At 34.4% G+C, this 26,601-nt stretch carries 22 protein-coding genes; 12 read left to right on the top strand and 10 right to left on the bottom strand.

Annotation, left to right across the window (positions count from 1 at the left end):
• Positions 1 to 97: 97 nt before the first annotated feature.
• The 7 genes from BUA97_RS14285 (at position 98) to idi (ending at position 7,573) form a co-directional block, all read left to right on the top strand.
• On the top strand, positions 98 to 1,171 hold the full coding sequence (locus tag BUA97_RS14285) for a lactonase family protein (RefSeq protein ID WP_175546212.1): 1,074 nt from the start codon (positions 98 to 100) through the stop codon (positions 1,169 to 1,171).
• A gap of 48 nt (positions 1,172 to 1,219) precedes the next feature.
• Entirely contained in the window at positions 1,220 to 3,541 is a 2,322-nt protein-coding gene (locus BUA97_RS14280; protein WP_139258340.1) for a DUF5686 family protein, read from the top strand.
• Between the two features lie 63 nt (positions 3,542 to 3,604).
• Complete coding sequence (locus tag BUA97_RS14275) at positions 3,605 to 4,732, top strand: lactonase family protein (RefSeq protein ID WP_072999484.1); 1,128 nt, start codon at positions 3,605 to 3,607, stop codon at positions 4,730 to 4,732.
• A 34-nt stretch (positions 4,733 to 4,766) separates the two neighbouring features.
• A complete protein-coding gene (locus BUA97_RS14270; protein WP_072999482.1) occupies positions 4,767 to 5,315 on the top strand; it encodes a hypothetical protein in 549 nt (182 codons plus the stop codon).
• 71 nt (positions 5,316 to 5,386) lie between these two features.
• Entirely contained in the window at positions 5,387 to 6,166 is a 780-nt protein-coding gene (gene rsmA / locus BUA97_RS14265) for a 16S rRNA (adenine(1518)-N(6)/adenine(1519)-N(6))-dimethyltransferase RsmA (RefSeq protein WP_072999480.1), read from the top strand.
• A 12-nt stretch (positions 6,167 to 6,178) separates the two neighbouring features.
• Complete coding sequence (locus BUA97_RS14260; protein ID WP_072999478.1) at positions 6,179 to 6,748, top strand: hypothetical protein; 570 nt, start codon at positions 6,179 to 6,181, stop codon at positions 6,746 to 6,748.
• A gap of 315 nt (positions 6,749 to 7,063) precedes the next feature.
• Complete coding sequence (gene idi, locus BUA97_RS14255; RefSeq protein ID WP_072999476.1) at positions 7,064 to 7,573, top strand: isopentenyl-diphosphate Delta-isomerase; 510 nt, start codon at positions 7,064 to 7,066, stop codon at positions 7,571 to 7,573.
• A gap of 97 nt (positions 7,574 to 7,670) precedes the next feature.
• On the opposite strand, the gene BUA97_RS14250 is transcribed toward idi, so the two are convergent.
• Entirely contained in the window at positions 7,671 to 9,404 is a 1,734-nt protein-coding gene (locus BUA97_RS14250; protein ID WP_072999474.1) for an FG-GAP-like repeat-containing protein, read from the bottom strand.
• A 197-nt stretch (positions 9,405 to 9,601) separates the two neighbouring features.
• Between BUA97_RS14250 and BUA97_RS14245 the strand changes: the two genes are divergently transcribed.
• From BUA97_RS14245 to BUA97_RS14235, 3 genes are read left to right on the top strand one after another with little or no spacing between them, the layout of a single operon-like run.
• Positions 9,602 to 10,615 (top strand): sensor histidine kinase, encoded by a 1,014-nt coding sequence (locus BUA97_RS14245; RefSeq protein ID WP_072999472.1) that lies wholly within the window; start codon positions 9,602 to 9,604, stop codon positions 10,613 to 10,615.
• On the top strand, positions 10,612 to 11,334 hold the full coding sequence (locus BUA97_RS14240; RefSeq protein ID WP_072999469.1) for a LytR/AlgR family response regulator transcription factor: 723 nt from the start codon (positions 10,612 to 10,614) through the stop codon (positions 11,332 to 11,334). Before BUA97_RS14245 ends, BUA97_RS14240 begins: the two co-directional genes overlap by 4 nt.
• A gap of 45 nt (positions 11,335 to 11,379) precedes the next feature.
• On the top strand, positions 11,380 to 12,033 hold the full coding sequence (locus tag BUA97_RS14235) for an NAD(P)H-binding protein (protein ID WP_072999467.1): 654 nt from the start codon (positions 11,380 to 11,382) through the stop codon (positions 12,031 to 12,033).
• Between the two features lie 36 nt (positions 12,034 to 12,069).
• Here BUA97_RS14235 and galE read toward each other — a convergent pair whose 3' ends face one another.
• Positions 12,070 to 13,089 (bottom strand): UDP-glucose 4-epimerase GalE, encoded by a 1,020-nt coding sequence (gene galE, locus BUA97_RS14230; protein WP_072999465.1) that lies wholly within the window; start codon positions 13,087 to 13,089, stop codon positions 12,070 to 12,072.
• A 459-nt stretch (positions 13,090 to 13,548) separates the two neighbouring features.
• Positions 13,549 to 14,688 (bottom strand): DegT/DnrJ/EryC1/StrS family aminotransferase, encoded by a 1,140-nt coding sequence (locus BUA97_RS14220; RefSeq protein ID WP_072999460.1) that lies wholly within the window; start codon positions 14,686 to 14,688, stop codon positions 13,549 to 13,551.
• A gap of 129 nt (positions 14,689 to 14,817) precedes the next feature.
• On the opposite strand from BUA97_RS14220, the gene BUA97_RS14215 reads away from it, so the two are divergent.
• On the top strand, positions 14,818 to 16,413 hold the full coding sequence (locus tag BUA97_RS14215) for a S8/S53 family peptidase (protein ID WP_073000085.1): 1,596 nt from the start codon (positions 14,818 to 14,820) through the stop codon (positions 16,411 to 16,413).
• Between the two features lie 54 nt (positions 16,414 to 16,467).
• Here BUA97_RS14215 and BUA97_RS14210 read toward each other — a convergent pair whose 3' ends face one another.
• The gene (locus tag BUA97_RS14210) at positions 16,468 to 17,055 is read right to left on the bottom strand and encodes a Crp/Fnr family transcriptional regulator (protein WP_072999458.1); all 588 of its coding nucleotides are present in this window, start codon (positions 17,053 to 17,055) and stop codon (positions 16,468 to 16,470) included.
• 137 nt (positions 17,056 to 17,192) lie between these two features.
• Between BUA97_RS14210 and BUA97_RS14205 the strand changes: the two genes are divergently transcribed.
• On the top strand, positions 17,193 to 18,086 hold the full coding sequence (locus tag BUA97_RS14205; RefSeq protein WP_072999456.1) for an SDR family oxidoreductase: 894 nt from the start codon (positions 17,193 to 17,195) through the stop codon (positions 18,084 to 18,086).
• A gap of 128 nt (positions 18,087 to 18,214) precedes the next feature.
• On the opposite strand, the gene nrdG is transcribed toward BUA97_RS14205, so the two are convergent.
• From nrdG to BUA97_RS14175, 6 genes are all read right to left on the bottom strand, one after another.
• Positions 18,215 to 18,679 carry an anaerobic ribonucleoside-triphosphate reductase activating protein gene (nrdG, locus tag BUA97_RS14200; RefSeq protein WP_072999454.1) on the bottom strand — a complete coding sequence of 155 codons (465 nt, stop codon included), beginning with the start codon at positions 18,677 to 18,679 and terminating at the stop codon, positions 18,215 to 18,217.
• Positions 18,666 to 20,459: an anaerobic ribonucleoside-triphosphate reductase gene (nrdD, locus tag BUA97_RS14195; protein ID WP_072999452.1), complete on the bottom strand. Its 1,794-nt coding sequence runs from the start codon at positions 20,457 to 20,459 to the stop codon at positions 18,666 to 18,668. The genes nrdG and nrdD overlap by 14 nt, the downstream gene beginning before the upstream one ends.
• A gap of 661 nt (positions 20,460 to 21,120) precedes the next feature.
• Positions 21,121 to 22,524 carry a helix-turn-helix transcriptional regulator gene (locus BUA97_RS14190; protein ID WP_139258338.1) on the bottom strand — a complete coding sequence of 468 codons (1,404 nt, stop codon included), beginning with the start codon at positions 22,522 to 22,524 and terminating at the stop codon, positions 21,121 to 21,123.
• A gap of 490 nt (positions 22,525 to 23,014) precedes the next feature.
• Positions 23,015 to 23,602, bottom strand: a complete 588-nt coding sequence (locus BUA97_RS14185) for a glycoside hydrolase family 97 C-terminal domain-containing protein (protein ID WP_072999448.1) — start codon at positions 23,600 to 23,602, stop codon at positions 23,015 to 23,017.
• Positions 23,603 to 24,558: 956 nt separating this feature from the next.
• Positions 24,559 to 24,780, bottom strand: coding sequence for a hypothetical protein (locus BUA97_RS14180; protein WP_072999445.1), 222 nt, complete (start codon positions 24,778 to 24,780; stop codon positions 24,559 to 24,561).
• Positions 24,781 to 25,060: 280 nt separating this feature from the next.
• Positions 25,061 to 26,601, bottom strand: a 1,541-nt coding sequence (locus tag BUA97_RS14175; protein WP_221405666.1) for a helicase-related protein, incomplete at its 5' end; no start/stop codon positions are given.

Below are 26,601 nucleotides of genomic sequence, written 5' to 3'. Positions count from 1 at the left end.
TGTAATAAATTCGGGCAATTTTTAAATGGTATTATCTACAAAAAGAGCCCGTCTTGGAATGAAAATCTGGAACAGTTTTATTTTTTCAATATTTTTTATGGCAAATTTACCGGCACAGCATACAATCATCGTGGGTACCTATACCAACAGTAAAAAGTGCACCAGCGGCGGCATTTATATTTTTGATTTTGATGAAAATACTTATAAATATAATCTGAAATTCCACACGGAAAATATTATTAATCCTAGCTTTATAAGCCTGAGTCCGGACAAAAAACATCTTTATTCCGTAAATGAAAATGGAGATAAAAGCACCGTTACATCTTTTTCAATAGATGAACAATCAGGAATTTTAATCGAAAAAGACCAGAGAAAAACAGAAGGCGAAGATCCCTGTTTTTTAATTTCGGATGAGAAAAATATAATTGTAGCCAATTATTCCGGCGGAAGCATCAATGTTTTTAAACGGCTGGACGATGGAAAATTGTCTGATGTAGTACAAAATATCAAATTCGAAGGTGCTGGTTTTGACATGAAACGGCAGGACAAATCACATGTTCATCAGGTTCAGTTTTCTCCGGATCATCAGTATGTTCTAGCCACGGATCTTGGATTGGATAAGATCTATCTCTTCAAATATAACAAAAATGGAAACCAGATTCTGGAGAAAATCAACGAATTTGACACAAAAAAAGGCTCTGGTCCGCGTCACATAGCTTTTAATAAGACAGGCAATATTATCTATCTCGTTCAGGAACTTAGCGGGGATTTGTCTGTTTTGGGTTTTAAAAATGGCAAGATTGAACTCCTTCAGGAAGAAACGTTGTTATCGAGAAAAGTACGGTTTAATTTCCGTGCGGCAGATATTCATTTATCTGATGATGAAAAATTCCTTTATGTAACCAATCGTGATGATGCAGATGACATAACAACATTTGAAATCCTTACAGATGGAAAGGTGAAAAAAATTCAGCAAATCAAAACTACAGGCAGAAATCCGAGGAATTTTGCCATCAGCCCAAATAATAAACTGGTTCTGATAGCCAATCAGGATACAAACAGGATCAATATTTTCAGCAGAGACCCGGCGTCCGGTGAGCTCTCATCCACAAAGAAATCTATCCCGGTCTGCAGCCCTGTAAATGTTATATTCTATGAAAAGGGAAAATAATTGGAAGCTAGTATAATATTTTAATGAAAATCAAGTTTTAATTGTTTAATGTTTGTAGACTCGATGTGTGATAAAAAAATTATTCTTTCACTTTTTCTGATCTGTATTTCCGGATTGCTTTTTTCGCAAACCGAGAAAGAAAACGAAATCGAAAATGTCACCATACAATCCGTAAAAAAATATAAGAATAAAAAGGAAAACCCGGCTTACGCAATCATGCAGCAAGTCTGGAAAAAGAAAAAGTCCAACGGCCTGCTGCTACATAAAGATTATCAGTATAAAACTTATGAAAAGATCGATTTCCGGCTGGATAATATCGATAGTGCATTCACTAAAAAACGTGCATTCAAAGGTCTTGATTCTATCATTTTCAAATATAATGATTCATCGGAAATAGCGGGAAAAGGTGTTTTACCACTTTTTATAACCGAAAGTGTATCACAGACTTACGGCAAAAACAATCCAAAAAAAGAACGTAAAGACCTGCTGGCCATAAGAAATTCGGGGCTTAACAATAATCAGATCGTTGCAAAAACAGTCCAAAATATGTACAAGGACATCAACATTTATGATAATACTATCAATTATCTGAATATTGGTTTCACAAGTCCTGTGTCTACAGAAGGCTTCGCTGTTTTCGATTATAATATCACGGATACACTTGAGGTCAATACCGTTCCGAGTTACGAAATCCGCTTCACTCCGAAGAATCCCGATGCACTGGCTCTGAAAGGAAGGCTGTATATCTCCAAAGACAAATATAATGTGATGAAAGTGGAAATGGAGACGAACAAAAAAATCAATATTAATTTCGTTAAAAATATTGCCACCAATCTGGAATTTGACAATCCGGATGATTCTACCTTTATCCCGATCAGAAATGAGACCACATTAAATCTGACACTTAATGATAAAGAAAGCGCAAAAAACGTCATTGCCAAAAGGATTGCCAACTACACCAATTATGAATTTGACAAAGGCCTGGAGGATGCATTTATTAATAAAATAGTAATTCCGGAAGATGAATCCATCACAAAAGACGAGAATTACTGGCAGGATAACAGAACGGAAATCCTTACACAGAGCGAACAAAATATCTATAAAATGTACGATGAGCTGGAAAATGTTCCAAGATATAAGCGAATCGTCAAAACAATCGAAGTACTGAATTCCGGTTATCTGCATTTCGGGAAATGGCTGGATGTCGGTAATATTTTCCAGACCGTAGGTTACAATGATATTGAAGGATTAAGGCTGCGGGCTGGTGCCAGAACCTATTTCGGAAAAAACGACATGTGGAGAGTGCAGGCTTACACGGCGTATGGTTTCCGGGACGAAAAATGGAAATACGGAGCTGAAGCCAAATATATGTTCAACAAGACGAACCGCTTCATGATCGGTGCAGGAACAAGAAAAGATGTTTTGCAACTCGGTGTCCAGCTGACTACGGACGAAGGCATTATGACAAGGTCTTTCGCTTCATCTTCTGTGATCAATACAGGTGACAATACCTCTTTGAGCTCTGTCAATCAGACTAATTTTTTCACCAGTATCGAACCATGGAAAAACTTCCAGTTCCGTCTCGATGCCACTCAACAAAGCATTACTGCAGCAGATCCCAGCCTATTCAACATCAGTTATATCCAGAACGGAATCCTTAAAAATAAATTAGATGATTCGCGATTGATTTTCAGTCTGATGGCAAGACCTGGCGCCAAATTTTCTACTTATGGTGTTGAACGTTACGAAATGACCGCACTTGCAACCAACCCAACTTTTATTCTGAAATATACCAAAGGTTTTAAAGATATATTCAATTCGGATTTTAATTATAATAAGCTTCAGTTCTATTTTTATCAGCCTGTTATTTTCGGTAATTGGGGAAGATTGTTTGCGAACTTTGAAGCAGGAAAAAACTTTGAATCGCTTCCGCTTGCTTTACAGAACGTCATGCCTGCCAATCAGTCATACGGATTGCAAAGAGGCGTTTTTTCACTGATGAATTATTATGAATTCGTGGCGGATTCTTATGCGGTCTTGTTTCTGGAACATCATTTCAATGGTAAGATCCTGTCACAGATCCCGTTAATTAAAAAATTAAAACTCAGAGAAGTAGCATTTTTCCGATCAGGTGTAGGAAGTTTGAAGCAAGGCTCCATGAATATAAATGCCAGCAACATGACTCTGAGTGCTCCTGAAAAACCTTATTATGAATATGGGTTCGGAATAGAGAATATCGGGTTCGGAAATTTCAGAATTCTGAGAATCGATTTCAATTGGAGAGGAAATTACCTGAATCATATAACGCCCAATTCCAGTTCGGACGTCAGGAAATTTGGGATTCAGTTTGGTTTCCAGATGAATTTTTAGCAAATTTGTGACTATTCAGTTTTAAGTCTGAATCAGCCTAATTTTCCAAACAAAATCTCATCAATGAAAATCCAAAAAATCGCATTACTATTAAGTTTTTTAATTTTTACAAGCCTTTATTCTCAAAAGCAATTTGTATTTTTTGGCTCTTATAATTGGGACAAAGGTTCCGAAGCGGTTTACGTTTATGAACTTGATAATGAAACCGGAAAACTGACCAAGGTTGCTTCATCCTCTGATGTTATTAATCCTGGTTATATTACGGTTTCGCCTAACGGAAAATACATTTATGCTTCATCTGACGCCAAAACGCCTAATTACGGAACAGTAAGTTCTTTCGCTTTTGATGCTGACAAAAAATCTTTAACTTTCCTTAATCAACAAAAAACTGGTGGAGAAAATCCGGTTTACGTAAACGTTGATAAAAATGGAAAATGGTTGATTAATGCAACTTATAATCAAGCAACCATTTCCGTTTTTCCACTTCTTGAAAATGGAAAAATAGATTCAATTGCTCAACATTTTAAATTTACGGAAGGAAGCGGCGTTGATGCGAAAAGGCAGGAAAAAGCGCACACACATTCTGCAGTTTTTTCGCCGGATTTTAAAACTGTACTTTTTGCAGATTTAGGCACGGACAAAATTTTGCAATATCCTTTTGATGCGGATCAGAAGCAACCTTTGATTGACAGCCAAAGTACGTTCATCAATACAAAACCAGGCAGCGGACCGAGGCACATCACTTTTAGCAAAGATGGAAAATTGGTTTATTCTATTGAGGAATTGGCTGGGATGATTTCGGTTTATGATTTTTCTGAAAACAAGCTGAAAGAAATCCAGAGAATTGCAACACATCCAGACAAAATAAAAGAAGGTTTTGAAAGTTCTGATGTTCATATCTCGCCAGATGGAAAGTTCCTTTATGCGACCAACAGAGGAAAAGAAAACAATATTGCGATTTTCAAAGTTTTGAATGATGGAAAATTAGAATCTATCGGATATCAAAAAACAGGCGGAAAACATCCGAGAACTTTTGCAATAGATGAAACGGGAAAATTCATTATTGTGACCAATGTAATTTCGCAAGATGTAACCGTTTTCAAAAGAAATTTTGAAAACGGGATGTTGAAAAAAACAGGAAAACCAGTTAAAATCAAAAATGTGACTTGTGTAAAGACGAAGATGTATTGATTTAATTTGTAATTTGGTCTTATAAACCTTTGAAATGGAAATTAAAAATTTACTCAGAATTATATTTAGAATTTTTGGACTTTACACAGTTATCAATTTAATTTTCAACTTTCTCCCACAACAGTTTTCTTATCTTATCAATTCTAAAATTTACTTTCCTTTTGACAATCAGGAAAATGGAGTTTCTGAAATTTGGATTTATCTGATTCTTGTTGTTATACTAATCATATTTGTTTTCTATTTATTAATTATCAACCCTGATTTAATTATTAACAAACTTAAACCAGAAAAGTTTCTTGAAGAACAGATTAATTTTGAAAAATTCAATGCTGAAAGTTTATTACAAATCGCGGTTTTATCAATTGGTGTTTTAATTTTATTTGATGCGCTTCCAGAGCTCATCAACAAAATTTTTCTAATTGCGAAAATGAAAAATATGAACCAGAATTTAGCCGACGATATTAGCACAGTCGGAGTTAATTATGAAATAATAACAGCTTCTGTAAAGGCATTCTTAGGATTATTATTTATTATTTTTCAAAATGGAATTGGAAAGCTTTTGTACAAGCAAAATGTAAAATAATTTTTGATTTATATTCAGTTGACAACCTATTCGATTGAATAGAATTACATTATCTTTGCAAAAAATCGGAATTGGACGTTAGAGCAAAAAAACATCTCGGTCAACATTTTCTTACAGACCAGAATATCGCACGCAACATTGTAGACTCGCTTTCTTTTGAAGGTTATAAAAAAGTATTGGAAGTTGGTCCCGGAATGGGCGTTCTTACAAAATTTCTTCTTGAAAAAGATTCAGAAATTTATGTTGCGGAAATCGATAACGAATCCATCGATTATCTTAAAAAACATTATCCAAAACTGGAAGAACAGCATTTTGTTGGCGACTTTCTGAAGACGGATATTTCAACAGTTTTTGGTGAAGAACTGGCTGTAATTGGAAATTTTCCTTATAATATTTCGTCTCAGATTTTGTTCAAAATCATTGATAATTTCCAGTTTATTCCTGAAATGAGCGGTATGTTCCAGAAAGAAGTGGCAGAAAGAACTGCAGGAAAACCACGCACGAAAGATTACGGGATTTTATCAGTTTTGGTTCAGGCTTATTACGATGTGGAATATCTGTTTACCGTTCACGAAAACGTTTTCAATCCGCCGCCAAAAGTAAAATCCGGCGTCATCCGAATGACGAGAAACCTGAAAGAAGGACTGGCTGGAAATGAAGTTCTCTTCAAACAAATCGTGAAAGCTGGATTTGGGCAGAGACGGAAAAAAATGAGCAATGCGCTTAAAGTTCTCGGCATTCCTGAAAATATGAAATCTCATCCTTTCCTTGACATCCGTGCTGAAGAATTGTCTGTTGCAGATTTTATTGCATTTGCGAATAAGTGGAAAAGTGGTTTGGAGCTTCCATAATTTTAATAGAATATGACAAAAGAAGGCATTAAAACAATAATAAACTTACTAAATGAATCTCTTTCAGAAAACATAAAAAAAAGACATTTATTTTTTGAAAGAGCAGAACAAATAGTTCTTTGGATTGTAGGTTTTTCATTAGCCGCAATTGTTTTATTAATAACAAATGGAAAAAGTGAAATTGATAAAATTCAAGGCACCGAAGCTTTAAGAGTAATGGTTATAAAAAATTTTTTACTAATTTGTTGTTTTGGTTTATCATTTAGAATATTATCTTTTGTAACAGAATTAATATTGGAAAACATTTCCAAAAGTTTGTACGGACTATTAAAAGGTTTTCATTCATCATTAAATCTTGAAAAAAATAAATTTAATAACAATGAAGATTCGGAGGAAATAATCAAAATTATAAATAAAGATTTTGATTGGAATTTAACTTATAATGAGCAATTAAGAAATGACCCAAATTTCATAAAATTGTTAAAAGAAATTTATGAAAACGAATTTGAAAATAAGGAATATTTAGATAAAATTCAAGAGTTGTTTTTGCTATTCTATGGATATAAGTCTAAAAAAATATAACTCTTTATTTTTGAATAACACTTTTATTTATTGGCGAGGTTTAATATATCGATTTTCGTTTTACTTAACTATACTATGCTTTATACTTACTCTTGGAACATTAATTTTTCTAGGTATAGAATTATTTAAGGAAGTCAATTCATTCTACTAGATTTCAATTTACAGACAAAACACATAGCCCGGATTGTAGTGGAAATCCTTTTTTGCTTTTACTAAAAGTTCTATTTATTAGTGAAAACTTCTTGCAAAAAAAGATTGCAACGGAAAGCGGGATTAGCTCCTAAAAATTACATTTAAAATCCGTATTTTTGTGCTATGGAAAAAGTGGTTTTGGTGAATCCTCAGGATGAAGTTTTGGGGCAAATGGAAAAAATGCAGGCGCATGAAAATGGACTTTTGCATCGTGCATTTTCGGTTTTTCTATTCAATGAAAAGGGTGAAATGCTTTTGCAGAAACGTTCGGGACAAAAGTACCATTCGCCGAACCAGTGGACCAATGCGTGCTGTTCGCACCCTCGCCTGGAGGAGTCTTATCTTGATGGCGCGAAAAGACGCACGAAAGAGGAATTGGGCATCGATTGTGAGCTGACGGAAAAATTTCATTTTATTTACAAAGCGGATGTTGGAGACGGGCTTTGGGAACACGAATTGGATCACGTTTTCACTGGAAATTTTGAAGGCGAATTTGATTTGAATCCTGAGGAAGTTTCTGAAATCCGGTATATTTCTATCGCTGATTTGCAGACTGAAATCACGGAGAATCCTGATGATTTTACGGAATGGTTTAAGATTATTTGGGCAGAATACCGTAACCAGTTGAATTGAGATATTAAAAAACTCCGGAAAACATCGGAGTTATCATTATGATTGACAAACCGTCAACCGACGATCAGCAACTATTTATATGATTTTTTGTGTTTTTTTAATCTTTTATAATTTTCCCTGATTTTATATTTTGTTTATCATTTGAAATTTGATAAAAGTAAACGCCTTTTGGAATATGCTTTAAGGAAATTTTATTTTCAGTTTTAGATTTCAAGTTTTCGGTTCTTATTAATTTTCCCGACGAATCCGAAATATCTAACTTGTTATTTTCATTTAAAACATTGTCTTTCAAATCGATAAAAAGAATTTCTTTTACCGGGTTAGGATAGATTCTTATTGAATGTGTTTTTGAATCGCTCACATTCATAGTTCCCGTTCCTTCAGTCAAATGATTGACAGAATTAACCGAAACATTATCGAAAACTTCCGTTAATCCAGATGGCCATTTGATTTCTAATTTTTGGATCTGTATTGCACTATCCAATCCGAAATGTGCCGTCAGACTGTTTTGGCTACAATATCCGGATGCTGATTCTATTTTACGGGTTTGCGTGATTGTTTTCCCATCGATCATTGTTGTCAATTTCAGAATAGCTCCTATTGCAGATTTGTTGGAATTGGTACCTGACAGCCTCACTTTTGTCCAGTTTTTTCCCGAACCTGTGTTTTTGAAAACAGAATTGGTCTGGGCTTCATTTTGATTGTTAGCGAGAATAACGTCCAGCCAGCCATCATTGTTATAATCTCCAAAAGCCGCAGAATAGGTCCATCCAACATTGTTTGCGAGTTCACTTTCTGTATCTTTTGTAAAGTTTCCTTTTCCGTCGTTGATAAAAACTGAATTCAGGAAGTGATTGTCTGAATAAGAATTTGCGATAAATAAATCAAGATCGCCATCATTATCAAAATCTGCAAAAACAGACCCGAAAGAATTGGTGATTTCTGCAGCAATCGCAGAATCTTTTTTCTCTGTAAAATTCCCGTTTCCATCGTTTATAAACAATTGGTTTGCCTGATTACTGTTGGTTACCAAAAGGTCAAAATCACCATCGTTATTCACATCTGCCCACGAACTTCCCATAGAATCGCGGATGTCTAGAACAATGGCGTTATCCGCGATCTGAGTAAACTGCCCGTTTCCGTCATTCCTGTAAAGTGTGTTTCTATTATTACCCTCGTTGGTCACAAAAAGGTCATTATCGCCATCGTTGTCATAATCCACCCAATCTGCAGATCGCGATGGTTTTTGCTCGTTAGTAATTGCAAGATTTGTTTTCTGAAGGAATGTTCCGTCTTTTTGATTTTCAAAGTACAGATTTCTGAGAGCAGCAGCACTGTTGGTGACGTAAAGGTCAAGATAACCATCATTATTTGCATCTATCCAAGCTGAGGTTTCGGAATAAGTAAGATTCGGAGCAACATTCTCTTCGAAAGTAAAACTTCCGTTTCCGTTGTTTCTGTAGAAATAATTTCTTTTTGACTGTCCGTTAGCTCCCCAAGTTACAACATAAGCGTCATTATCACCGTCATTGTCAACATCAGCGAAACTAGCTCCAACTGCTCGAATGCTGTGTTCTACAATATCATTATCTGTAACAGTAGTAAAAGTTCCGTCTCCATTGTTGATGTAAAGCATATTTTTTTCGCCAGTCGATAAACCGTTTGTAAAAAAAATATCATCCAATCCATCGTTATTAACATCCAGAAAATTAGCGCTTCTGGAAGAAGAAATTGTAGTCGTAATATCCGGAAAATGAATTTCTTCAAAAGACTGGGAAAAAGAGGAATTTGCCATCAGAAGAAAAATAACGGATAGAGAAATTGTTTTCATAAGTATAGATTTTGTTGATTTTGAATTGTAAAATTCAAAATCATTTTTGTTTGTGATTAGAATTTGATATGAAATCAGAAAAATTTGATATGAAAACCTGATTTTGTATTTGCGAAAGCAAAATCAGACTTATAATTTTATAGAATAATTCCAGAGTAATAAAAAAGGATTATTTTTATTTGCATAAAATATTGAAAATGAATCGCATCAGTTGGGTTTTGATATTATGGTTTGCCCTGGCAATTTTTACTGTTTTGCAACTCGCAGCAGTAGAAATATCTGGTTTGCATATATATAAACTGAGCGATTATCTCATTACGCCCGGCGCCAGTTTACTCACCGGTATTTTTTTATTATTCTTATTTCTGATTCCCGTTTTCGATTATTCTTCCAGATTCAAAACTTTTAGCAGGGTTTTAATTTTAGGCATTTTTGGTATATTTTATAGTTTTGTTTTCATTCTGATAATGCATCTTTTTCCTATTATTTTTTCAGAAAACCCTTCGGATTATAAAGAAAGCATCTTTCGTTTTGCAGTTGCCAATTTCCACAACATTACCAAGAATTATCTTTTTCAGATTGCTGTTTTGTATGCTTATGAATACATCAACAAAGAAAAATTGCTTTTCGAAAAACAAAAAAATCTGGAGTTGGAACTTAACAATACAAAACTTCAGATCCTGAAAAGTCAGTTGCAACCGCATTTTCTGTTTAATGCTCTCAACAGCGTTGTTGCAGAGATTGATGACAATAAAAGCAAGGCTCAGGAAATGCTCATCGACATCAGTGATATTTTGCGAACTTCTCTGCATACCGATTTTCTAACACCAGTTTCCGTCAAAGAAGAACTAGATCTTATAAAAAAATATCTTTCTATCGAAAAAATAAGATATGAGGAACAACTGAATTATGAAATTTTGATTGAGGAAAAAATGATGGACAAAAAAATCCCAAGTATGATTATGCAACCTTTGGTAGAAAACGCTATCAAACATGGTTACAAAGATTTACAAAAACCACTTACGATCATTATAAAATCTGACGACAATTCCATCATCATAAAAAACGACGGGCATCCATTGAATTTAATTGCTCAAAAAATAGGACTTAACAACGTTTCCCAAAGAATGGAACTATTTGCGGGAGAGAAACACTCTTTTCAGATTTACCAAGATGAAGACTGGGTGATCAATAAGATTTTTCTACAATGAGCCATATAAAAACAATAATCATAGAAGATGAAGCTCCAGCTCTGAAAAGATTGACGAGAATGGTTGAAAATCATCCTAAACTTCAGTTGCTGGATGTTGCAAAATCTATGTCCGAAGGCGAAGAAAAAATTCAAAAATCACATCCGGATCTTATTTTTCTAGACATACAATTGAAAGATGCTTCTGCTTTTGATCTTTTATCAAAAATTAAAAATACTTTTTTTGGGAAAATTATTTTTGTCACCGCTTTCGATGCCTATGCAGTAAAAGCTTTTGAAATCGAAGCACTGGATTATCTGTTGAAACCCTATTCGGAGGAACGGTTTCTCAAGTCTGTAGAAAAAGCTGTCTCCAAAATAGGAACTTTGGATTTTGAAAAAATGCTGTTGCAACTGAAATCCGGATTGCAAAATGAATCTCAGATTTTGATAATCCCAGAAGGAAATAGAAACCATTACATAGAAAAATCAAGCTTAATGTACCTCTCTTCGGAAACGTACTACACTAATTTCATTTTGGAAAATGGAAAAAAAACCATTCGCATTTCTTTGAAAAAATTAGAATACATCTTGCCAGAAAATTTTGTTAGAATCAATAAATCAACGATTATTAATAAGAATTATATTATGGAAATCAACCGTGGCAAAAGTACCGGCAAAATAATTCTTAAAGACAAAAATGAATTTTATATTTCTGAAAATTTTAATCAAAGTTTGTAGTTATCAATAAATAAATTTTTAACTTTATTATCAAATCTCTATTTTATGAAAGCTTTGATAATTGGTGCGACTGGTGCAACAGGAACAGATCTGGTGAATCTGCTTTGTGAGGATTCTGACTTCAAACAAATCGATATTTTTGTGCGCAGACGTTCGGATTTTCATCACGAAAAAGTAACGGCTCATATTGTAGATTTTGACCATCCGGAAGAATGGAAACATCTTGTGAAAGGCGATGTGGCTTTCTCTTGCCTGGGAACAACTCTTAAAAACGCAGGAAGTAAAGAAAATCAAAAAGTAATTGATTATGATTATCAATTCAATTTTGCTAAAGTGGCGAAAGGAAATGGCGTTGAAGATTATATTTTAGTTTCTGCTTACGGAGCAAGTCCTGATTCTAAAATCTTCTACTCCAGAATAAAAGGAGAACTGGAAGATGCGGTTAAAAATCTGAAATTCGAAAAGACAACCATTTTCAAACCAGGAATGCTGGAACGTAAATATTCTGACAGAAGTGCAGAAGTTACAGGTTTGAAATTTATTAAGTTCCTTAATAAATTTGGACTTTTCAAAAGTCAAAAACCTCTTCCTACGGAAATTTTGGCGAAGGCAATGGTAGTTGCTTCGAAAATTAAATCTAAAGGTTTTTCGGAAATTAAACTTCATAATATTTTCAGTTTTGCTGAGAAGGAAATGTAATGAAAATTCCAATCAGAGTTGATTGGATTTTAATTTTTAATTATTTCTGTCATTCAAATATTTTTGCCATTCCCAGGTGGTTTTGAGTGATTCTTCCAACGAGGTTTCAGATTTCCAGCCGAGTTCTTTTTCGGCTTTGTCTGCATTGGCGTACGCAACAGTGATGTCTCCTTCTCTTCTTGGACAGATCTGATATGGAACTGGAACATTATTAGCCAATTCAAATGCCTTAACGACTTCTAAAACGGAAGAACCTTTTCCGGTTCCGAGATTGTAAATATCAAGAACGGTTTCATTTTCAGAATTTAGCAACTTTTTGAGTGCAGCAACGTGTGCTTTTGCCAAATCCACCACATAAATATAATCGCGAACTGCCGTTCCGTCTTCAGTAGGATAATCATCGCCCCAAATGCTCAGTTTTTCTCTGATTCCTGCAGCTGTTTGCGTCACATAAGGAACCAAATTGTTTGGAATTCCTGCTGGCAACTCACCTAATAAAGCGGTTGGATGTGCACCAATCGGGTTAAAATATCTTAATAAACTTACTTTTTTTTGATAAGCTCTGGAAAAATCTTTCAGGATATCTTCACCCATTTGCTTGGTTTTTCCGTAAGAAGATTCGGCTTCTTTGAGTGGCGTATTTTCATCAATTGGCATTTCGTCTGCCTGACCATAAACTGTACAGGAAGAACTGAATATGAAATTAGAAATATTCCTTTCTTTGAATTCCTGAAGCACATTGATCAAAGAAAACAAATTGTTTTCATAATATTTCAACGGTTCTGTCATACTTTCTCCCACTGCTTTTGAGGCGGCAAAATTGATACAACCTTCGATATTGTGAGCATCAAAAACCTGAGTCAGCAATTCTTTTCTTCTCAGATCAAAAGGATAGAAAATCGGTCTTTTGCCTGTGATTTCCTCGATATTATCAAGGATGAATTTTTCTGAATTTGATAGATCATCTACAATAATGACATCAAAATTATTATTAATAAGTTCTACAACTGTGTGAGAACCGATATAGCCGAGACCGCCTGTTACAAGTATGGACATAGTTTTATGTGTGTTATTAATCTATTTTATTTTTCATTTCCGATTTCTTCTAACTCGTGAAAATAGCTTCTTCTATATTGACTTTTACGAACCATTAATATTAAACCCAATAATATCAAATAAACTATTGGAGTTAAAATATAATCCATGTTAGATCCATTACCGAAAGTTTTTAAAATAAAAATTGATTCAAAAATGCTATAAGAGATTGCAATAATTATAAGATAGATAATGCTAGAAAAAAATAATATTGATTTTGGGTTTTTAATTATCAATAAAAAGAAGGTTACAGATGATAATATCGTCGTAATAAATATAAACATGGAATACAAAAAATCTCTGATATTCAGAAATGCATTGGTAATTATTCTATTAAGGGAAGCAAAACTGAACAATATTGCAAAAATTAAACTTACAATGACAGTGAACCAATAAACCAATTTATATTTAAAAACCTTTTTACTCTCCATATCTACTAGCAAAAAACTCCAAAACAGAATCCGCAATATATTTCAATTGTTCCTCGTCCAATTCTGTATGCATCGGTAAAGAAATCACTTGATCCAGTAATTTATCTGTGTTGATGAAATCAGCAGGATCACTCTCCTGATAATAAGCTTTTTGTTTTCTAAGCGCCACCGGATAATAAATCATTGCCGGGATTTCTTTCTCAGCCAAAAACTGCTGTAATTCGTTTCGTTTTCCGTTCGTGATTCTTAATGTATATTGATGAAAAACGTGTGTCGAGTTTTCCGCTCTTTTTGGAGTCAGGATATTTTCGTTTCCGGCAAAAGCTTCATCATAATAATCGGCTGCTTTTCTTCTCGCTTCGTTGTAGGAATCCAGGTTTGGTAATTTTTTTCTTAAAATCGCTGCCTGAATACTGTCTAACCTGGAATTAACGCCAACTTCGTCGTGGTAATAGCGCTCGTACATTCCGTGGTTGACAATTCCACGCAATCTGTGAGCCAATTCGTCATCGTTAGTGAAAATTGCACCTCCGTCGCCATAACAGCCCAGATTCTTTGAAGGGAAAAATGATGTTGTTCCGATAGTGCCCATTGTTCCTGATTTCTTTTCAGTTCTATCAGAAAAAATGAAATCTGCACCGATAGCCTGTGCATTATCTTCAACTACATAAAGATTGTGTTCTTTTGCTATTTTCAGAATTTCTTCCATATTGCTACACTGTCCGAACAGATGAACCGGAATTATCGCTTTTGTTCTTGGCGTGATAGCCTTTTTAATGGCGTCTGTATCAATTATAAAAGTGTCATAATTAACATCCACTAAAACAGATTTCAGTTTCAATAAATGAATTACTTCCACGGTTGCAGCGAAAGTAAAATCCGCAGTAATGACTTCATCACCTTCCTTTAGATCCAATGCCATCAAAGCAATCTGCAGCGCATCTGTTCCGTTGGCACAAGGAATAACATGTTTTACATCCAAATAATTTTCCAGGTCAGCCTGGAAGGATTTGACTTCGGGACCGTTTATAAAAGCAGCAGAATCCATCACATTGAGCACTGCATTATCAACTTCACTTTTTATTTTATAATACTGGCTTTGTAAATCAACCATCTGGATCTTTTTCATAGGCAAATATTTAATTTTTCAATGCTTATAAGCTTTCATTTTATTTTTATTTATGATTCTTATAAGCGAAAAGTTTATTTTGTAAATTTACATTTATTTATCAGTTTAAAAAATCAAATTCCCCGAAACGTGAGAAAAATCTTTACAATTTTATTGGTCGGCTTATCATTGGCGGCCAATGCACAGACTGAATTGGTTTTTGTTTTCTTCAAAGACAAACCCAATAAAACAGCCTTTTACAGCAACCCATTGTCAGAGCTCACACAGAAATCTCTTGACAGACGAACCAACCTGGGAATCGCCCTCACAGATCAGGATGCTCCGATTGAACAATCCTATATTCAGAATATCAAAAACCTTGGATTCATAGTTACAGATTACTCTAAATGGCTGAATGGTGTTGCTGTGAATGCCACAACCGCACAGATTGTCCAACTGTCCCAGCAAAACTATGTGGATCATGTGGAAAGTTTTGTGAGAAATCCAAATGGTGGAAAGCGGAAGGATAAAATTGAAAAATTCAAAGAATACGATAATAAAGGAATTCTTACGAATTACAATTATGGAAACGGGCTTGCACAGATCGACCAGATTAATTTGCGTGCGTTGCATGTCGCAGGCTACACAGGAACAGGGATGACCATCGCTGTGATCGATACCGGCTTTCCATCTGTTGACACCGGCAACGCATTTAAAAGACTTCGTGATAACGGTCAGATCAAGGGCGGTTATAATTTTATCAATAAAAGCAATGACATATACAATACCAGCCTTAATACTCACGGATCGATCTGTCTGGGAACCATTGGCGGATTCCTGAATAATCAGTTTGTCGGGACTGCACCTGACGCAGATTTTTATCTTTATGCCTCTGAAGATGCTGCTAACGAAATTCCGGAGGAACAGCTTTACTGGATAGAAGCAGCAGAAGAAGCAGACAGAAAAGGTGTTGATGTCATCTCCACATCTCTCGGCTATACAACTTTTGATGACAGCCGGTACGATTATACCTATGAAGACATGAACGGTACAACTTCTTTCATAGCAAGGGGCGCGCAGATCGCTACACAAAAAGGGATTTTTGTAACCTTTGCAGCCGGGAATGAGGGAAACAATGAATGGCATTATGTGTCAACACCTGCAGACAATTCAAAAGTTTTCACCATTGGGTCTGTAACAGCTTTGGGCAAAAGCTCATCTTTTTCGTCCTTTGGTCCTAATTCTGTGGGTGTAATAAAGCCTGATGCTTCAGCAAGAGGTTCAGAAACCTATACTGTCTTTGGCAGCCAAGTGACGCAAGCCAGCGGAACATCTTTGGCAAATCCCGTTGCAGCAGGAGGTGTAGCCTGTCTTTTACAATCTCTTCCAAAAACTATATCAAGAGAAGAAATCAAAAACAGGCTGAGACAAAATGCTTCATTATATCCCAATTACACAGCCCAAATGGGTTATGGGATCCTGAATTTTTATAACACTTACCAGACACTTGGCGTGGCTGATGTCAATAAAACTCAGGTTACGGTTTATCCGAATCCTGCCAAGGATTTCATCTATATCGATTCCCAAAAATCTGTCAAATCTGTAGAAATTTTTGATACATTAGGAAGACTAATTAAAACTGAAAATTCGGATAAGATAAATGTCAGTCAGCTTTCTAAAGGAAATTATTTATTGAAAATAAAAACAGACTCGGGAGAGATTGTAGAAAAAATGATTAAACAATAATCAATTTGATAAGAGCTTTGTTCATTACAATTTAAAAAACTCCAGATGGATAGTTTAAATCACGGTTTTCAGAATATTTCTGCGGACACGCGATAATGTTTCTCTTGAAAGCCCCAGATAGGAAGCCACCATATGCAGAGGAACACGATTGAAGATGTCAGGGTAAGTGTTTATGAAATCCCGGTATTTTTCTTCCGGACTGCTGCTGATATTCATCAAAAGCCGTTTATGGATTTCCATCGATTTTCTTGTCAGGATGTTTTCTACAAAAATATTAAGTTCAGGGATTTGTTCTCTTAGTTCAGTAAAATCTTCCAGATTGAAAGCGAAGATCTCAGACACTTCCATTGCTTCTATGTTGAGTTTAGAAGGCGTATTGTTGTAGAAACTTTCGGGGTCGGTTGTCCAGGACATTTCATTCACAAACTGAAGAATATGTTCATTGCCGTCTTCAGAAACTGAATAATTCCGCAGAAGTCCTTTGGCAACAAAGATTTTCAGATTACAAACTTCGCCCTGTCTGCAAACAACCTCTTTGCGCTGGAGTTTTATCAATTGGCTTTTATATACAATGAAATTAAACTTTTCATCTGTAAAATCGGGAAGCACTTTCTGAAAGTAATTTTTAAGAATCTCTGACATTTTCAAAACTGAAATTATATTTAAAATTAATTCTTTTTATTGAATTAATATAAAATTGTGTCAAATGACCTCGTTTTTGAGATTCACTCACCACTAAATTTGCATTAGAATTGTAACAAAAAACAAAATTTAAGAATATGAAAGTATTTGTAACAGGAGCTTCCGGATTTGTAGGCTCAGCAGTTGTAAAAGAATTATTATCAAACGGACATCAGGTAGTTGGACTGGCGCGTTCGGAAGAATCTGCAAAATCCATCAGAGAAGCAGGAGCAGAAGTTTTAATGGGAGATTTGGATCGTCTCGATATTTTGCAAAAAGGAGCAAGGGAAACGGATGGTGTTGTTCATACAGCCTTTATCCACGATTTTTCAGATTATCAGAGTAACGCGCTAAAAGACCAGAAAGCCATCGAAGCAATGGGCGAAGTGCTGAAAGGAACAGATAAACCTATTGTGGTAACAGGCGGAACCTTGGGACTTCCACTTATCGACGGAAAAATCACAGAGGAAAGTAGAGCACCGGCAGAATCAATCAGATTCTCAGAAAAAGCTTTTGTAGATCTATCAGAATCTGGTGTTAAAGCATCTATCGTTCGCCTTTCTCCCAGTGTTTACGGAAATTCCGAATCAGGTTTCAAAGGAGGTTTTGGAGTCATGCTTGCTGAACTGGCGAAGGCTAAAGGATTAGCAGCTTACATCGGAGAAGGAAATAATGTTTGGCCGTCTATTCATCGTGCAGATGCTGCAAAACTATTTCGTCTGGCACTTGAAAAAGGAGAAACTGGAGCGAGATATAATGCTGTTAATAATGATAAACCATTGTCAATGAAAGAATTTGCAGAGTTAATCGGCGAAAAGCTTGATATTCCTGTAAAATCTTTGACTCCAGAAGAAGCATCAGAATATTTTACATGGATGACGTTTTTTGTTGTAGCAGATTGTCCGGCAACAAATGTGAAGACTCAGGAAAAATTAGGATGGGAGCCTCATGAAAGAAGTTTTGTAGAAGAACTGAATCAATATTTATTTTAAAATTAAAAACAGTCTTAATCCGGAATTAAGACTGTTTTTTTTATTTTTCACATATAAGAAGGATGATTGAAGAATGTATTGTATAATAAGCCTTGAATTACAAATATCCACACAAGTAATTTGAAAGATCAGTGATGAAAATATTTGTTTAATATTTCCCCAGACTTTAGATTTCTTAGGACTTGATTGGTTTTGGAACTCCCAAGTCCACCTAAACCGGAAATCCATTTTCCTGTTTTTATAAAATCCAGATTTGCCAATAAGTCAGGATATTTTCTTTGCATTTGCTTTTCATTTAAACCTGTATATAAGGCCACCTTCAGAAATCTTTTTTTTGCCAAAGCTAATAAAATAAGAAGATCAGCACTGCACCACTCTCCTCCCATAAAAATCACACAGGTAATTGTTTCACAATATTTTAAAAGTAATTTTTCAAACATATCGGGACTCAGTCTTTTCCCATTTTTGAGATTCCAGAGGTGTTCAGAATGACAACCATCACAAGCCAATTGACAGCCTGTAATGGTAAAGCACAGAGAAATTTCGTTAGGGATCTCCTGCAGTACAATATCGTAACTGTCATACTTCAGCATTGCCGTAATATCTGATATTTTCTTCTTTTTGACGGTCCTTCGAGAAATTAGTAACTTTTTTCAGATATCCAATTATTCTTGTCGCGTAGTCAATGTTGGTGGAATGGCATTCTGTACAGTGATTCATTGTTCTTTTATTGATAAATCCGCATGTATTACAGACAGTAACCTTTATATTGAAGCAAAAATAATTGCAGCCTGTATATGCTGCTACATCCAATAATTTTTTAAAACCTTTCCGGGTAGGATATTCCTCCAAATTGCAATGGTAGGCAGATCCGCCATCCAGATATTTAATGTAATCGTTTCCGTGGAGATAAAATTTATCAATCAGATTTTGACTCCCATCTTCAACAATATAAAAATAAGAATTGTAGCAATCTCTCGGGACAAAAAGGCCATCTGCTCTATCCCAATTTGCATTTTTCACACCTAAATTTTCAGCAGGGACAAATTCTGTATTAAACATAAACCCGTAAGTTTTCTTTGCTTTTTTATTTTTATCATAAATCAGCTTCAAATTATCATTAATGAATTTTTTGTAACATTCATTATCCGAAATTTCTATGTTATGAAATTCTGCTGCCTCAACCATTCCGTTGATCCCGATCGTTAAAAATTGTTTATCCAGGGAAATAAATCCGGCATCATAAACAGGAAGCATCCCCGCATTTTTATAATCCTGAATAAGACTTCTGAAAGCCACCTGATATTTGTGAATATTATCAATCATAATATCCAGAGAAAGTCCTTTTTGATAAAGACGGTTCATATTGATCGTAATTACATTAATACTTCCGGTAGAAACCCCGCCAGCTCCTAAAGAATAACTGAAAGTGTTGTCAGAAATTTCATTTCTCAAACGGCAACAACTTGCCAAAGAATCTGCATTTTCTGATTGATAAATGAAAAATGAATTGCCTTCGCTTAGTTCTTTGGAGCAAAAATCAGAAAAAGATTCATCCAATACCTTTTTATCTTTTGTGAGCATTGCTGCTGTAATTACGGGAAAAGTGAGGACAGCCTTTGATCGTTCTTTGTTAAACCATTGCATAAAAAACTGTTGAAGCCGATCTAGAGAAGGATAATCCGGCATGGTTCCGTCAGGAAAAACGAATGTTCCAAACATGGATTCAAAATAAGATTGATCATAGATTGAAATATTCCAAAATACGGATTGATAGCCTCTGGCCGCAGCCGGCTGGTTAATCGCATAAACGACATGCTGAAGTTCATTTTCAATCATTTTATGATAATTTTGAAGGTAATTTTCTCCAAAATCTTTTTGGGCAAAATGATCAAAATATAATAGGAACTCTACTGTAGCAACGGCCCCCGCAAATTGGGATGAAACTGAAAACAAAAAGTTAACAAATGATCCGCAAAAGCTCGTCAAATGTTTAGGAGCTTTAGACTCACCGCCAAGTGTCGTCAATCCATCTAATAGCAAAGGGTACATTGAAACACTTGCGCAATAAGGTTTAAGGCTGGTTTCGTCATGGACATAGATCTCATGTTCTTCCAATTGCCTGATGTATTCATTAGCCAGGTCTTCTCCGAAAAGTTCATGTATTTTGTTAAAGACAAGTTTTCGATTAACCTGTATATTGATATCTTTATTCAGTTCGGCTTCCATTGTCGCAATATTTTTATTGGAGACATTAGCATTGGAGTCGAATAATGCACCACTTGCAGCATTTTGCGATTTCAAATAATTTTCGATGAAACTGGATTTGGTGGTCAGCTGTTCCTCATTAAGTCTGGTGAATTTGTTTTTCATAATATATAAGAAGATAAAGATATTTAAGCACGCTGTTCAGATAACATAAAGTGTAGATTTGAAATCGATTTGATTTTAAAAATCCCAGCGAAACAAAATTAGTAAACTACTTTAATGATCAGTTTATTAATTCCTAGTTTTAAATTAGATTCTAACAATAGAAAAAGAATACCTGTTAGCGTCTATCAATAATGTTTTAATTATTCAAAAGATAATTAGGTCTTTGCTGCTCTCCGCCAATAAAGTGTTTAAAAAATCGAATTCGATCAGAATGGTAATTTGAGATTATTGTAACTCCTTTAGGAAATGCTATTTTAATAGTAAAAGACATTACATCTTTTTAAGTTAGGATATTATATAAAAAAATTAAGGAGATTAAAACCTCCTTAATTTAAATTACTGTAATAAATTGATACTTATGTACAGATCTATATATAAAATTTGTGTCCGGGAAAATTAAACGAAATTTTGTGATGTTTAATCACTACTACAAAGCAAATGATCTTGGACAACTAAAGCAATTATCATAATACTCACCTGATACTCTTTTTTACAATCAATTATATATCAATATATTACAAATCAAAAACGTAACATTACACCAGTCTCATGGGTAAAAACAGATAACAATGCACCTAGATTATTTATTAACAGAATTTAATTAAAGATCAGTCATCAATTCTTTTAACCAGATATGAAAATCCTGATTACTTTTAAGTCCTAATTTTTTTCTAAGGTTATACTTTCTGTTTTGTACAGTTCTAATTGATTTATAGGTGAGGTCTGCAATATCTTTAGTCTCAATATCCAGATAGACGTAGGCAAGTAAAATAAATTCGCTGCTGCTGATATCCCGGTTAATCAATAGCAATTTTCTTTGAAAATCAGGATAGATTTCATTAAAACGGTGGTAGAAAGATAAATCTCTTGATTTAACAAGACTTAATAATTCACCGGAAGTATTATGAATTTTTCCTTGCAGCAATAATTTTTCTGCTTCATTAGCGGCAATTAACCTTCTCTTCATTGCGAGCCGGCTCTCTGTTTGTTCCAGTACTTTTTTTATTTTTTTATTTCTGCTTTGATGGTGTCCGATTGAAATTATAATCACCATAATGATTAAAGTAAGGAATATAGTAACGATACCAGTATACTCATCATCTCTTGTTTTATTGGTTTCGCTTAAGATCACGTCTACTGCTTTCCGGATATTTTCAGGATTGCTATTCACTGTAATTTGATTCTCACGATTATAAAGTTCCAGAAAAGATTCAGATTGCTTAGTGTGACCAAGTTTTGCATAGAGATCTGAGATTTTCTTAAATAATTCAGCTTTATAATTCAGGATATTCAGTTTTCGGTTTTCTATGTCCTTAACAGCTAAAAGATAATAATGTAAAGATTTTTCCTGATTCTGACGTAGGCTGTAATACTCTCCCATTGCTTTGAAAGCACTGGATTTCGATTCTTCTTTTTCATCTATTACCGTTGCAAGTGCTTTTTTGAAGTAGTAAAATGCGGAGTCCTGATTCTTGTATCCGTACAGATATAGATAACCTTTATTAACCTGTAGGTTGGATATTGCACCTTTGATATGTTCCGTTTTTTGTAGCAGGCTATCTTTAGAACTGTTTTCTGCCAGATTTGTATAATGCAATGCCAATTTATACTCACCAATATTCATATAATGAGCAGCTATATTACCATATGCCCTCAAACGGATCCTTGCGGCTTTTGGCGTATTTATCTGATCAAGCAGGAGAATGATCTGCTCGTTCTCTTTTAAAACCTGATCATTTAAGCCAAGTCTTCCAAAATTAGCTGATTTTTCCTGTTTGATAAAGGCCTGTAAAACCTTGTCGCCTGATGTATAGCGTTCATCTGATGCCTTGCTCAAATAGTCCAGGCTACTGTCAGTTACACCTAAAAAACTGAGCACCTGAGCTATATATACATAGCTATATGATTTTTTTTCAGGATCATTAATCTTTTCAGCAATAGTTAGAGCCTGCTGCGCATATTTTAGAGCTTTTATACGGTTTTCCCAAGAGTATTTTTCAGTCAATTTGAATAGCTGGTCAATTTTTTGCCGGTTCTTATCCTGAGCATAAAGACAAACAGAGAAGAAACAACTTGACAGAAGAAAAATTTTTAATAAGAAGTTATTCATTACATAGAGCTTGCCAGCAAAAATAACAATTAGACTGCCAAATAATCAGGAAATATTATCAAATAGATCTCTTTAAAGAACAGTTTTTTAGAACACTTCAATTGAATTCAGTAATCCAATGAATTATACTGATTAACATTGACTTAAAAAAAAAGCATTTTTGAAAAATGCTTTTTACCGCCAAGTGACCTCAGCGGTACATTTTTCGAACACTTTTGTAGAGGACTTGAACAGTTTAACAATGCTTAACTGTCTTTAAGATAAGGCTTCCAACCGAAAAAGTCTCAATTTAAAATCGAAAATTTTAAGATTTTTTCTCAACCCATAAAAAAAAGAAGGTTACTTTTCAACATTGAAGAATAACCATCTAAAAAATAATAAAAATCTATAATTGTGAGAATATTATAGCCACTCCTCCACTTCTTGCCAGTTCGACTGACAAAATCGTTTTACTGTCAACTTCTTTCTTCTCAATGATTATTAGATAAGGATTAGTTTCGTAATCCGAATCTTTACCATCCCGGAAAATTTTTGCTATGTATTTTTTATTTGGGTCCAGAAACTTTAAATTTAATTTTGCAGTTCTCGCATCTATGTTGGTGATACTTCCCAAGAACCAATTTTCGGACACTTTATCTTTTCGGGCAATCGTTACAAATTCGCCAATTTTTGCATCCGGAACTACGGTTTTGCTCCAGTCTGTAGGGCACGATGTGATGAACTCAAACGCTGGATTGTTCTCATAGTTTTCGATCATATCAGAAGCCATTTGAAGCGGACTGTAGATCACAACAGACAATGCCAATTGTTTCGCCAAGGTTGTATGAACTTTCGTATTTGGTAAAGCCATATTTTTGAAGTTGAAAGTGCCAGGTGTAAAATCAATAGGGCCAGCCAAACCTCTTGTAAAAGGGACGATTGTCGTATTTTCCGGTGGATTGCCACCATAATTGATTCGGGAGCAAAAATACATATTTCAGTTTAATGTTTATATAACTTTAAGGTTGCTATTTTTGTTCTGAATAAGTTGTTCCATAATGAGATTTGTATTTGGATTTATCTTGAAAACCTTAATCAGTTATTAGTGGTTTTTTGCTATAAAAACTAAATCTATCGATACTATAAAAGATATAACAGGAATAAAAAATCCATTACGATAACAGATAATCTCTGCAAGCGAAAATACTGTTGGCACTCGTAATGCATCTCATACCAAATCCTTGAAAGCAAATGCCAATACCAACATAGCTCCGAAATACTTTATTCCAAATAGATTTGCTGTTATTAAAGGTAAAGCTGATAACAACAAAGCCAATTCAAAACAAAAAATAAGGAATATCCAATTAATGAGTTAGAATCAATGCTGGATTGGAAATTCATCAAAAATGAACCAAATTGTCATAAAAAATCCATTCATTATCAGCCCGTCAATGCTTACCCTGAGCCGATTAGTATATTTGAAAGATAGAAGAGCAATATTATGACTTACAGAAAGCATTAAATAACCTCTGCATAAAAGCATTGTTCCAGCAACAATAAAATCACACTCTGGCTTTTGACATCTGCATAACTGAGAAAACACCCATCAAACTCATACTTATTGTAAATAGTGAGAAATGCAATATTCATAGTTGTGTAGACTTTATCGAAATTTATTAAAAAAATAAGACATATAATTTATCTGTAAGAAAGAGCCGTCTAAAAGATTAGACAGTTTTCTTTACATTATGAAAATTGAATAAAAATCATTTCAGATAAATAGCAGAAATCAGACAGTTAATAATTGCTAAACTCTCGTCATTTATTATCTCAGATTGAAATATAGAGAATTTAGATAAAATTTTTAGTTTGTTATAAGACTTGGTGGCAAATACTTTAATTAGTCATTTTATAAATTTCTATAATACATTTTAAGCAATAATATGTGAATTAATCTTGGTTTAAAATAAACTCTTTAATAGTTATTTTAGCGAGTGAATGTGCTAAAGCTAAAATTTCAGATGCCTCTTCCTCTGCAACATTGATCCCTGAATTTTTGAGTATTCTTATTGCTACATCTAAAGGCATTTCACGAAAATTCACAATAGAAAAAGGATCAAAATTATTTGAACCATCAATTGTAGAGCGTTTCTTTGTTTTTCTTATAGCCAATATTAAAAGATATATCGAACAAGGGACTAAATATTTTTCAATTAAATGAAAACTTTCTTAATGAAAAACGATAATTAAATTCCTTTCTTTCTACAAGTAAAAATCGACAATAAAAAGCAAAAAAAACACCTTACAAAAGGTTGTAAGGCCATTTAAGATAAATCTGGAATATATAAATATTAAGTTGAATGATTCTAATTTAGAGAAGATTATTTTAGATGAAATGTTAATATCAGTAGCTTACAAAATTAAAATAAATTTTAAAAATTGTAATGTATAACTATCTCTTTTTGCCAAATGAATTAGAATAGTTATCATCATCTAATAATTGCGACTTTTCATGAATTTTCATTAGTTCGTCATTTTCTATAAGTTGAGCGTGCTCTATTTTATAATAATCTAAAAATAATTTCGAATTTTCTTCCGACATTTCTTTTATTTTATCAAAAGTTAGAGTCTTAATCAATTTCTCCTCTTTTTCCATTTGATACCGCAGAATTAAATTCGCTTTCAAATTAGAAAGTCCTTCTATTTTTTTATCTAATTCAGCAATTTTTTCTTGAACAATTTTTGTCTGAAGCTCAATATGCACAACATTGACTCCCTTTTCAGCTAAAACTTCGATTGTTTTCTGAACTTCCACTTTAGCAAGGTCAATCGTTTTCCGGTAAGATGGAAGTTGATTTTTCCAGTAATTAGCATTTATATCACCATCTTGAGAATAACCTAAAATTCTGTTAAAGGAATGTTCAGCTTTAGTCACCATCTCTTTCACCTTAAGAAAATCTTCTTGTTTTCTAAGGACGAACGCAATATTTGCCAGATATTTATTTTTCTCACTTTCAATTTTTTTCTTCAGCAACTCGATCTCAATATTAGCCCTTGTTTCAGGATTCGTTATGATTGAGGTTTTAAGTTCCTGTGTGCTGATATCCGAAATGTCCAGCACATCAGCTCCCTTCTTCATCGCTTCCAGATATCTTGCCTGTTTCGATTGTAATTTCTGCAGCATAAAAACATCAATGCTATCATTGGTGAGCATAAAGTTCACCCTAACATTTTCATGCCTATTTCCCTGTCGCCAGGCACGGCCTTCTACCTGTCTTAATGTGGTAAAGTTGTATGGTAGGGACAGCAGGTATAGGTCCGTAGTATTTTCCTGGAGATTCATTCCCTCCTGAATAGCTTCACTGCCGATAACGATTTTGATCTTCCCGGAATTAAAATCATTCTGAATGGATATCCTCTGTGCTTTACTCGTTGCACCAGTAATGACACCTATTTCATCAGGCTTGTAACCAATATTGGTTACAAGATACTCTTTCAAGTTTGGAAATTCAGAAACGGCCAGTTCAGAATATATGATCTGACCAGCCTCCGGAATGTCTTGTTTATTCTGTCGGATGAGGTTCATCGTTTCGTTGAGCTTCGGTGAGTTTTCAATAAATTTGTCAACAGATGGAAATCCCCCATCATAATAAGGCGACAAATACGGAGAAATGGCAATCAGCCGCGCATTAAGAATGTGCGTGAGTATTGCTCCCTTTTCCGTTTCGCTGAAACTTTCCGTCAATAGATCATACTGCTCTTTCGTCAAGTCATTTTGCTCAATCTTATATTCTTTGTTGATCTTATTGGGACGGATCAGTTCGGGATTATCCTCTTCGCCTTTGATATCAATAAATTCAGATAGAAGTTGCTGGAAAAGAGAATTGTTCTTGAACCGGCGAACATTAGCTTTGAACTTTACATCACCTTTAGCATCGATCTCCATATCGGTGTCCGCCTCCATAAAGGTTTCAAAGAAGGTATTGACATTGA

The organism is Epilithonimonas mollis, assembly GCF_900142325.1.
GTDB classification, from domain to species: Bacteria; Bacteroidota; Bacteroidia; order Flavobacteriales; family Weeksellaceae; genus Epilithonimonas; species Epilithonimonas mollis.
This window is presented reverse-complemented; position numbering and strand designations above follow the sequence as displayed.

What these genes read in the sequence shown, in the direction of transcription:
- BUA97_RS14285 (WP_175546212.1), top strand. Translation starts at nt 98, where the DNA reads ATGGCAAATTTACCGGCACAGCATACAATCATCGTGGGTACCTATACC.
- BUA97_RS14280 (WP_139258340.1), top strand. Translation starts at nt 1,220, where the DNA reads ATGTTTGTAGACTCGATGTGTGATAAAAAAATTATTCTTTCACTTTTT.
- BUA97_RS14275 (WP_072999484.1), top strand. Translation starts at nt 3,605, where the DNA reads ATGAAAATCCAAAAAATCGCATTACTATTAAGTTTTTTAATTTTTACA.
- BUA97_RS14270 (WP_072999482.1), top strand. Translation starts at nt 4,767, where the DNA reads ATGGAAATTAAAAATTTACTCAGAATTATATTTAGAATTTTTGGACTT.
- BUA97_RS14260 (WP_072999478.1), top strand. Translation starts at nt 6,179, where the DNA reads ATGACAAAAGAAGGCATTAAAACAATAATAAACTTACTAAATGAATCT.
- idi (WP_072999476.1), top strand. Translation starts at nt 7,064, where the DNA reads ATGGAAAAAGTGGTTTTGGTGAATCCTCAGGATGAAGTTTTGGGGCAA.
- BUA97_RS14250 (WP_072999474.1), bottom strand. Translation starts at nt 9,404, where the DNA reads ATGAAAACAATTTCTCTATCCGTTATTTTTCTTCTGATGGCAAATTCC.
- BUA97_RS14245 (WP_072999472.1), top strand. Translation starts at nt 9,602, where the DNA reads ATGAATCGCATCAGTTGGGTTTTGATATTATGGTTTGCCCTGGCAATT.
- BUA97_RS14240 (WP_072999469.1), top strand. Translation starts at nt 10,612, where the DNA reads ATGAGCCATATAAAAACAATAATCATAGAAGATGAAGCTCCAGCTCTG.
- BUA97_RS14235 (WP_072999467.1), top strand. Translation starts at nt 11,380, where the DNA reads ATGAAAGCTTTGATAATTGGTGCGACTGGTGCAACAGGAACAGATCTG.
- galE (WP_072999465.1), bottom strand. Translation starts at nt 13,089, where the DNA reads ATGTCCATACTTGTAACAGGCGGTCTCGGCTATATCGGTTCTCACACA.
- BUA97_RS14220 (WP_072999460.1), bottom strand. Translation starts at nt 14,688, where the DNA reads ATGAAAAAGATCCAGATGGTTGATTTACAAAGCCAGTATTATAAAATA.
- BUA97_RS14210 (WP_072999458.1), bottom strand. Translation starts at nt 17,055, where the DNA reads ATGTCAGAGATTCTTAAAAATTACTTTCAGAAAGTGCTTCCCGATTTT.
- BUA97_RS14205 (WP_072999456.1), top strand. Translation starts at nt 17,193, where the DNA reads ATGAAAGTATTTGTAACAGGAGCTTCCGGATTTGTAGGCTCAGCAGTT.
- nrdG (WP_072999454.1), bottom strand. Translation starts at nt 18,679, where the DNA reads ATGCTGAAGTATGACAGTTACGATATTGTACTGCAGGAGATCCCTAAC.
- nrdD (WP_072999452.1), bottom strand. Translation starts at nt 20,459, where the DNA reads ATGAAAAACAAATTCACCAGACTTAATGAGGAACAGCTGACCACCAAA.
- BUA97_RS14185 (WP_072999448.1), bottom strand. Translation starts at nt 23,602, where the DNA reads ATGTATTTTTGCTCCCGAATCAATTATGGTGGCAATCCACCGGAAAAT.